Genomic DNA, 6,363 nt, shown 5'->3' on the forward strand with positions numbered 1-6,363 from the left:
AGCAGCGCGCGCAGGGCGTCGACGGTGAGTCCGGCCGGTGTCTGCCCGCCGAAGACGGGCGGATCCTCGAGTTCGGGAGCGTCGAGTCCCACCGCGACCACGCGCACGTCGTAACTCGAGGTGATCCGCGCGTCGGGGTCCGTGGTGGCGACGTCGCCGGTGCGCAGCACGAAGACCGCGCGTGGGGAGCCGGGGGTGCCGAAGCTGCGGTAGCCGAGCTCGCCGTCGAGCCAGGGGGCCAGACTCATCGCGTCATCCTTCCGCCGCCGTGCCGCCGCCGGGAAGCAGCGCGCGCAGCGTGTCGATCGTGTCGGCCTGGGCCGCGGGTTTGTCGGAACGGTACGTCTTGACGCGCGCGAAGCGCAGCGCCACGCCGCCGGGGTAGCGCACCGAGCGCTGCACCCCGTCGATGGCGATCTCGACGACGGTATCGGGGACGACGCGGATGCCACCGGGCACCTCGCCGGTCTCGCGCTCGGCGAAGTGCGTGGTCTGCCACTGCAGCAGCTCATCGGTGAGGCCTTTGAAGGTCTTGCCGACCATGACGAAGCCGCCCGGCTCGCCGAACAGTCCGTCGGGGTCGCGCGCGCCGAGGTGCAGGTTGGAGAACCAGCCCGCGCGGCGTCCGGACCCCCGCTCGACGCCCAGCACCACGAGGTCGAAGGTGTGCACCGGCTTGACCTTGAGCCAGCTCTTGCCGCGGCGTCCGGCGGTGTACGTCGCGTCGAGACCCTTCACCATCACCCCCTCGTGGCCGGCCGCGAGAGCCGCGCGGGCGAAGTCGTCGGCGATGACGGCGTCGTCGGTGATGACGGCGGGGATGCGCCAGGGCGCCGCGACCCGTTCGAGCTCATCGAGCCGCGCGTGGAGGGGCTCGTCGACGAGATTGCGACCGTCGACGTGGAGGATGTCGAAGAACCACGGGCGCAGGGCGATGGCCCGCGCCGTCTCGGCTCCGAAGCGAGCCATCGTGTCCTGGAACGGGCGGGGGGCGCCGTCGTCGTCGAGCGACAGGGTCTCGCCGTCGAAGATGACGTCGGTCACGGGTAGGCCGCGCACGATCTCGACGATCTCGGGAACCCGATGGGTGACATCGGCGAGGGTGCGGGTGAACACGCGCACCTCGTCGCCGTGCCGGTGCACCTGCACGCGTGCTCCGTCGAGCTTGTACTCCACCGAGGCCCGGCCCGCGACACCGAGCGCCTCGGCGACCGTCGCGGCGGTGGAGGCCAGCATCGGCTGCACACCGCGTCCGACGACCAGACCGACCGCGGCGAGATCGTCGGCGGTACCGGTGAGGGCCACCCGGGCGGTCTGACCCAGGTCGCCCGAGAGCATGGCGGCGCGGCGCACCACGGCGGCGTCGCGCTCGGCGGCGCGGGCCACGGCATCCAACAGGACTCCCTCGAGCGCGCCGGTGCGCAGTTCTCCGGTCATGACGCGGATCAGCAGATGCCACTCCCCCGCGGTGGAGCGCTCGGCCAGGTCGTCGAGCAGAGCCGCGCGCTGGGAAGCCGAGCCGCTGCCGCCGATGCCGACCAGTCGGTCGAACGCGTCGTCGACCTCGGCGACCGTGAGCGTCGACGCGTCGGCGTGGACGACCGCTCGGTTCGAGAGCGTCTTGTAGCCGACGCCGAGGCGCCCCTGCCGCGGGGCCGCCGTGAGGAAGCCGACGACGGGTTCGACCTCGTCGGGCTCGAGGCCCCGCAGCAGCGTCGCGAGGGCCTCGACCTTGGCCAGGCGGGAGCGCGTGCCGGTGACCGCCGCGAGGGTCGTCTCGATGTCGCCGAAGAGCATGCGGACATCGTGGCATCCCCCTCCGACATCGCCGGCGCGCTTGCGCCGGGCCGCTCGCGATGCCTAGGCACGCCGTCCGACGGGTGGCACACGAGGCGCGTCGTCGCAACCCCCGAACCGATGTCGGAGGTCTGAGGTGTGCTGAGGGTCTTCGCCAGGAATGAGGCCCCGTGAACGCTCCCGCCACACTCGAACAGTCCGCACGCACCGCTCGCGAGGTGTTCGGCTGGGACGACCTGCTGCCCGGCCAGGCCGAGGCGATCGATGCGGTCATCGGGGGCCGCGACACGCTCGTCGTCTTCCCCACCGGGGCCGGCAAGTCGGCGGTGTACCAGATCGCCGGGTGCGAACTCGGCGGTGTGACGGTCGTCATCTCGCCCCTGCTCGCCCTGCAGCGCGATCAGATCGACTCGATCGACCGCGCCCCCGACGCCCCCGCCGCGGTCGCGCTGAACTCGCGCACCAGTGCGCGCGACAAGAAGGCCGCGTGGGCCGCGATCGAGAGCGGCGACCCGGTCTACGCCTTCCTCGCCCCCGAGCAGCTCGCCAACAGCGAGGTCTTCGACCGACTCGCCGAGGCCGACGTGCGCCTGGTCGTCGTCGACGAGGCCCACTGCGTCTCGGCCTGGGGCCACGACTTCCGCCCCGAGTACGCGCGCATCGGCGACGCCGTCCAGGCGCTCGGGCGCCCACCCGTGCTGGCGCTGACGGCGACGGCATCCGCTCCCGTCCGCGACGACATCGTCGCGAGCCTGGGCATGCGCGATCCGCACCTCGAGGTGCGCGGGATGGACCGCCCCGAGATCCACATGTCGGTACGCCGCCACGAGGACGACGCCGGAAAACGTCGCGCCGTCGTCGAAGATGTGCGGGATGCCGGTGGCCCGGCCCTGCTGTACGTGGCGACGCGCAAAGAGACCGACGCCTTCGCCGACGAGCTGGTGGCCCTCGGGCTGCGGGCTGCGCCGTACCACGGTGCGATGGCGCAGAAACGGCGCGACGAGGTGCACGCGGCCTGGAGCGGCGGCGAGCTCGACGTGGTGGTCGCCACGTCGGCGTTCGGCATGGGCGTGGACAAGGCCGACGTGCGGCTGGTCGTCCACGCCGACGTCACCGAGTCCCTCGACTCCTACGCGCAAGAGATCGGTAGGGCGGCGCGTGACGGTCAGCCCGCCCGCGCGATCCTGCACTATCGCGCCGAGGACTTCGCGCTGCGGTCGTTCTTCGCCGGAGGGCACAGCAAACGCGCCGACGTCGCGGGCGTCTGGGACGCCCTTCGACGTGCCGAGAAGCCCCTGCGCGCCAAAGAGATCGCCGAGTCCTCGGGTCGGTCGACCCGGGCGATCGGACGCGTCCTCAACCAGCTCGTCGTCTGCGAGCTGGCCGCGTCGGGTCCCGACGGCGTGTCGGTGCTGCAGAAGGTGTCGGCGGGCGACGCCGTGGCCGCGGTGCGCGATCGCGACGAGGCCGAGGAGCGCATCCGCGCCTCGCGCATCGAGATCATGCGCGGCTACGCCGAGACCGTGCACTGCCGCCGCCGGGCGCTGCTCGAATATTCCGGGGTCGAGACGCCCGAACGGTGCGGGTCGTGCGACCGGTGCGACGCAGGCGCGGCGGCGCCGGTGGACGCCGAGGGCGAGACCGCGGATGCCGCGGACGACGGCATCCGCATCGACGCCGTCGTGCGGCACGGCGAGTTCGGGACCGGCACGGTCATGGGCGTCGAGGCCGACCGCATCACGGTGTTCTTCCCCGAGCACGGCTACAAGGTGCTCGCGCGCGCCGCGTTCGACACGGGTGTGCTCGGTCTCGGAGAAGCCGCCTGAGGCGCGTCGCTCAGAGCCTCGAAGCGCGAGGTCAGCGTTCGCGCGTCGCCCACCACGCCCAGGCGACGAGCGGCACCTGCAGGAACAGGCGGATGAAGCGCGCCCGGTCGGTGTCCAAGCCCGGGGCCGAGCGACCCGTACGCCACTGGTGCACATTGCCGGGGAAGACCGCGACGAAGAACGCCGCGATCGCTGCGCCCAGGCGGCGGCGCTCGCGCGGCAGGGCGATGAGACCCACGCCGAGCAGCACCTCGGCGGCACCGGACGCGACGACGATCGCGTCCTTGTCGGTGTGCAGCAGTCGCGTCGCCCACCCCGGAACGACGATCCGGTAGCCGCGGCGGCCCCACGTCAGATGGCCGACCCCGGCGGCGACCAGCAGCAGGGCGAGCACCCCGCGGGCGGCGGAGCGGACGGTGAGACCTCGACGGCGCGGCATCCGGTCAGTCTGCCACCGTCCTGGAGGCGCGGGGCCGCGACCCGTAGGCACCCGGAATGGGGACATCGAAGGATTCGACGATCGCGATCCGCACCGCACGGCCCGAGGATGCCGAGGGCATCGCGGTCGTGCACGCCACGTCGTGGCGCGAGACGTACGGCCGCTTCGTCGATGATCCGGACACCAGCCCCTGGTTCGACGTCGAGCGCCGTGTCGGCATGTGGCGACAGAACCTCGCGGAGGAGACCTTCGTCACCGTCGTCGCCGCGGACGGCGACGAGATCGTGGGATTCGCGGCGGTCCAGCGCACTCCCGAGCCCGAGGCCGTCCGCGAAGAGGAGCTCACGATGCTCTACGTCCTCGCGGATCGTCATGGCAGCGGTGCCGGGCAGGGTCTGCTGGATGCCGTCCTGGGCGACCGCCCGGCGTCGCTGTGGGTCGCGGACGACAATCCGCGCGCCCGGGCGTTCTACACGCGCAACGGCTTCGTTCCCGACGGGGCGTCGTCGGCGTTCGGGCCGATCCCGCGGACGGTGCGGCTGGTGCGCTGAGGGCGCGGGCCGCGCGGGTTCGGGTCCCGCGCGCTCGCGCGAAGGCACGGGCCGCTGTCTGCCGCGGCGGCGCGTCGGTCTCGGCCGATGGCCCGCCACGGCCGGCCGCTACTGCCGCGCGCTCACCCCGGCGATCGTCACGTCGGATTCGGCGCGGTGCGCCACGCAAAGTCGATGTAGGCCTCGACCGCGTCGTCGGGGACGATGGCGCGGAGCACCACCTCGTCGGCCGCGGCCGTGTAGGCCTCGAGCGCGGGCCCCAGCTCGGTGACGTCGCGGATGGTGGTGTCGATGGCATCCACCCCCATCCGTTCGAAGTTCGCGGCGTAGTTCGGAAACGAGGCGTAGCGCGCGGTCTCGGCCTCGAGGCGTTCGCGCGCGGCCTCGACGATCGCCGTGCGGACGTAGACCGCCACGTGGGTCGACGGCTTCAGGGCGTGCAGCGCCGCGGCCTGCTCGCGGGCCTCGACGGGCGGAACCCAGTTGAGCAGCACACCCTCGGCGCTCTCGACGGCCGTGCGGCGCATCCGGGGCCCGAGCGCGCCGACGAGCACCCGCGGCAGACCCGATCGATGGAGAGTGTCGGCGGCCTCGCGCACCCGCGCGAGCGCCCCCTGCTTGGCCATTCCGGAGCCGATACCGATGGTCACTCGGTCGAGCGGAAGACTGAGGGATGCCGCCTCGCCGGCGATCTCGGACGCCGGGCGCCGGTCGACGGGCACGACGCCCGTCGCCAAGTGCAGCCGTTCGGTGACGCGCGCGGCCGCGGCGAGCGCCGCGAGGGCGTCGCCGTCGGGGGTGTCGTTGACCCAGAGCGTGTGGAACCCGGCCTGTTCGACCGCCGGCGCGATACGGGCGATCGCGTCGGGGCCGAGCGAACCGGCGACGCCGAGCGAGACGACGCCGCGACTCACGAGACACCGCCCGCGCGGGGCACCGCCACCGCGACCTGGCCGACCGCGGCGAAGAACGCGGCGAGGTCGACATCGTCGGTCGGCAGCAGCACGACGTCGTCGACGCCGGCCGCCTGGAATTCCGCGACGCCCTCGGCGACCTCGGACACCGAACCGGCGAGCACGCGGTCGGCCGCGTCGGGTCGGTCGGACAGCGAGGCCGTCGCCCGTTCGCGGGCGTCGGGCCCGAACGCCGTCAGCACGTAGGCCACGACATCGGCGCGGCCCTCGCGCCCCGCGGCGTGACGCGCCGCCTGCACCGTCTGGACCGCCGCAGCGACCTCGTCCACCGTGTGCCGGCTGTCGAGCACCACGCCGTCGGCGACCTCTCCGGCGGCCGCGAGCGTCTTCGGGCCCTCGGCGGCGGCGTAGACGAGCGGCGCCGCCGCCGGAGGCCAGTCGAGCGCGACGTCGCGCAGCCGGACGTACCGGCCCTCGGTCGTGACGGTCCGGCCCTCGAGCAGGGCGCGAAGGGCCGGCATCTGCTCGCGCATGAGCGTCAGCGGAGAGGCGGCCTTGGCCCCGACCTGCCGCATCCAGTCCTGCACCCCGTGCCCGAACCCGGGCAGCAGCCGGCCGGGGAACATGCGCTCGATCGTGGCGACCTCCATCGCCGACGCGGCGACGTTCCGCAGCGGAAAAGGCGAGATACCCACGCCGATGCGCAAGTGGTCGGTGACCGCGAGAGCCGCGGCGGCGGCCGCCCAGGCCGACGACCGGAAGCAGTCCTCCCACAGCCACAGCTCTTCGACGCCGGCGTCCTCGGCGGCGCGTGCGGCGTCGCGCAACTGCTCGGT

7 protein-coding genes are annotated in these 6,363 nt (G+C 73.3%); 2 read left to right on the forward strand and 5 right to left on the reverse strand.

Annotation, left to right across the window (positions count from 1 at the left end; all coding sequences use genetic code 11):
• On the reverse strand, window positions 1-248 hold a 248-nt coding region (locus tag DBR36_RS18120), incomplete at its 3' end, for a hypothetical protein (protein WP_219927665.1).
• 4 nt (window positions 249-252) lie between these two features.
• On the reverse strand, window positions 253-1,797 hold the full coding sequence (locus tag DBR36_RS14645) for an ATP-dependent DNA ligase (RefSeq protein WP_108320494.1): 1,545 nt from the start codon (window positions 1,795-1,797) through the stop codon (window positions 253-255).
• 170 nt (window positions 1,798-1,967) lie between these two features.
• Between DBR36_RS14645 and DBR36_RS14650 the strand changes: the two genes are divergently transcribed.
• Complete coding sequence (locus DBR36_RS14650; protein WP_108320495.1) at window positions 1,968-3,623, forward strand: ATP-dependent DNA helicase RecQ; 1,656 nt, start codon at window positions 1,968-1,970, stop codon at window positions 3,621-3,623.
• A 31-nt stretch (window positions 3,624-3,654) separates the two neighbouring features.
• On the opposite strand, the gene DBR36_RS14655 is transcribed toward DBR36_RS14650, so the two are convergent.
• The gene (locus DBR36_RS14655) at window positions 3,655-4,062 is read right to left on the reverse strand and encodes a hypothetical protein (RefSeq protein WP_108320496.1); all 408 of its coding nucleotides are present in this window, start codon (window positions 4,060-4,062) and stop codon (window positions 3,655-3,657) included.
• A gap of 56 nt (window positions 4,063-4,118) precedes the next feature.
• Between DBR36_RS14655 and DBR36_RS14660 the strand changes: the two genes are divergently transcribed.
• Entirely contained in the window at window positions 4,119-4,613 is a 495-nt protein-coding gene (locus DBR36_RS14660) for a GNAT family N-acetyltransferase (RefSeq protein WP_181373622.1), read from the forward strand.
• 137 nt (window positions 4,614-4,750) lie between these two features.
• Here the strand turns inward: DBR36_RS14660 and DBR36_RS14665 are convergent, their stop codons facing one another.
• Together DBR36_RS14665 and DBR36_RS14670 are read right to left on the reverse strand one after the other, a co-directional pair.
• Window positions 4,751-5,527, reverse strand: a complete 777-nt coding sequence (locus DBR36_RS14665; protein ID WP_108320497.1) for an LLM class flavin-dependent oxidoreductase — start codon at window positions 5,525-5,527, stop codon at window positions 4,751-4,753.
• Window positions 5,524-6,363: LLM class flavin-dependent oxidoreductase (locus DBR36_RS14670; protein WP_108320498.1), on the reverse strand; the 840-nt coding region annotated here is incomplete at its 5' end. The genes DBR36_RS14665 and DBR36_RS14670, both read right to left, overlap by 4 nt.

This window comes from Microbacterium sp. HMWF026, assembly GCF_003061325.1.
Taxonomy (GTDB): Bacteria; Actinomycetota; Actinomycetes; order Actinomycetales; family Microbacteriaceae; genus Microbacterium; species Microbacterium testaceum_E.

Coding starts and splice junctions, on each gene's coding strand:
- DBR36_RS14645 (WP_108320494.1), bottom strand. CDS start 1,797: ATGCTCTTCGGCGACATCGAGACGACCCTCGCGGCGGTCACCGGCACG.
- DBR36_RS14655 (WP_108320496.1), bottom strand. CDS start 4,062: ATGCCGCGCCGTCGAGGTCTCACCGTCCGCTCCGCCGCCCGCGGGGTG.
- DBR36_RS14660 (WP_181373622.1), top strand. CDS start 4,119: ATGGGGACATCGAAGGATTCGACGATCGCGATCCGCACCGCACGGCCC.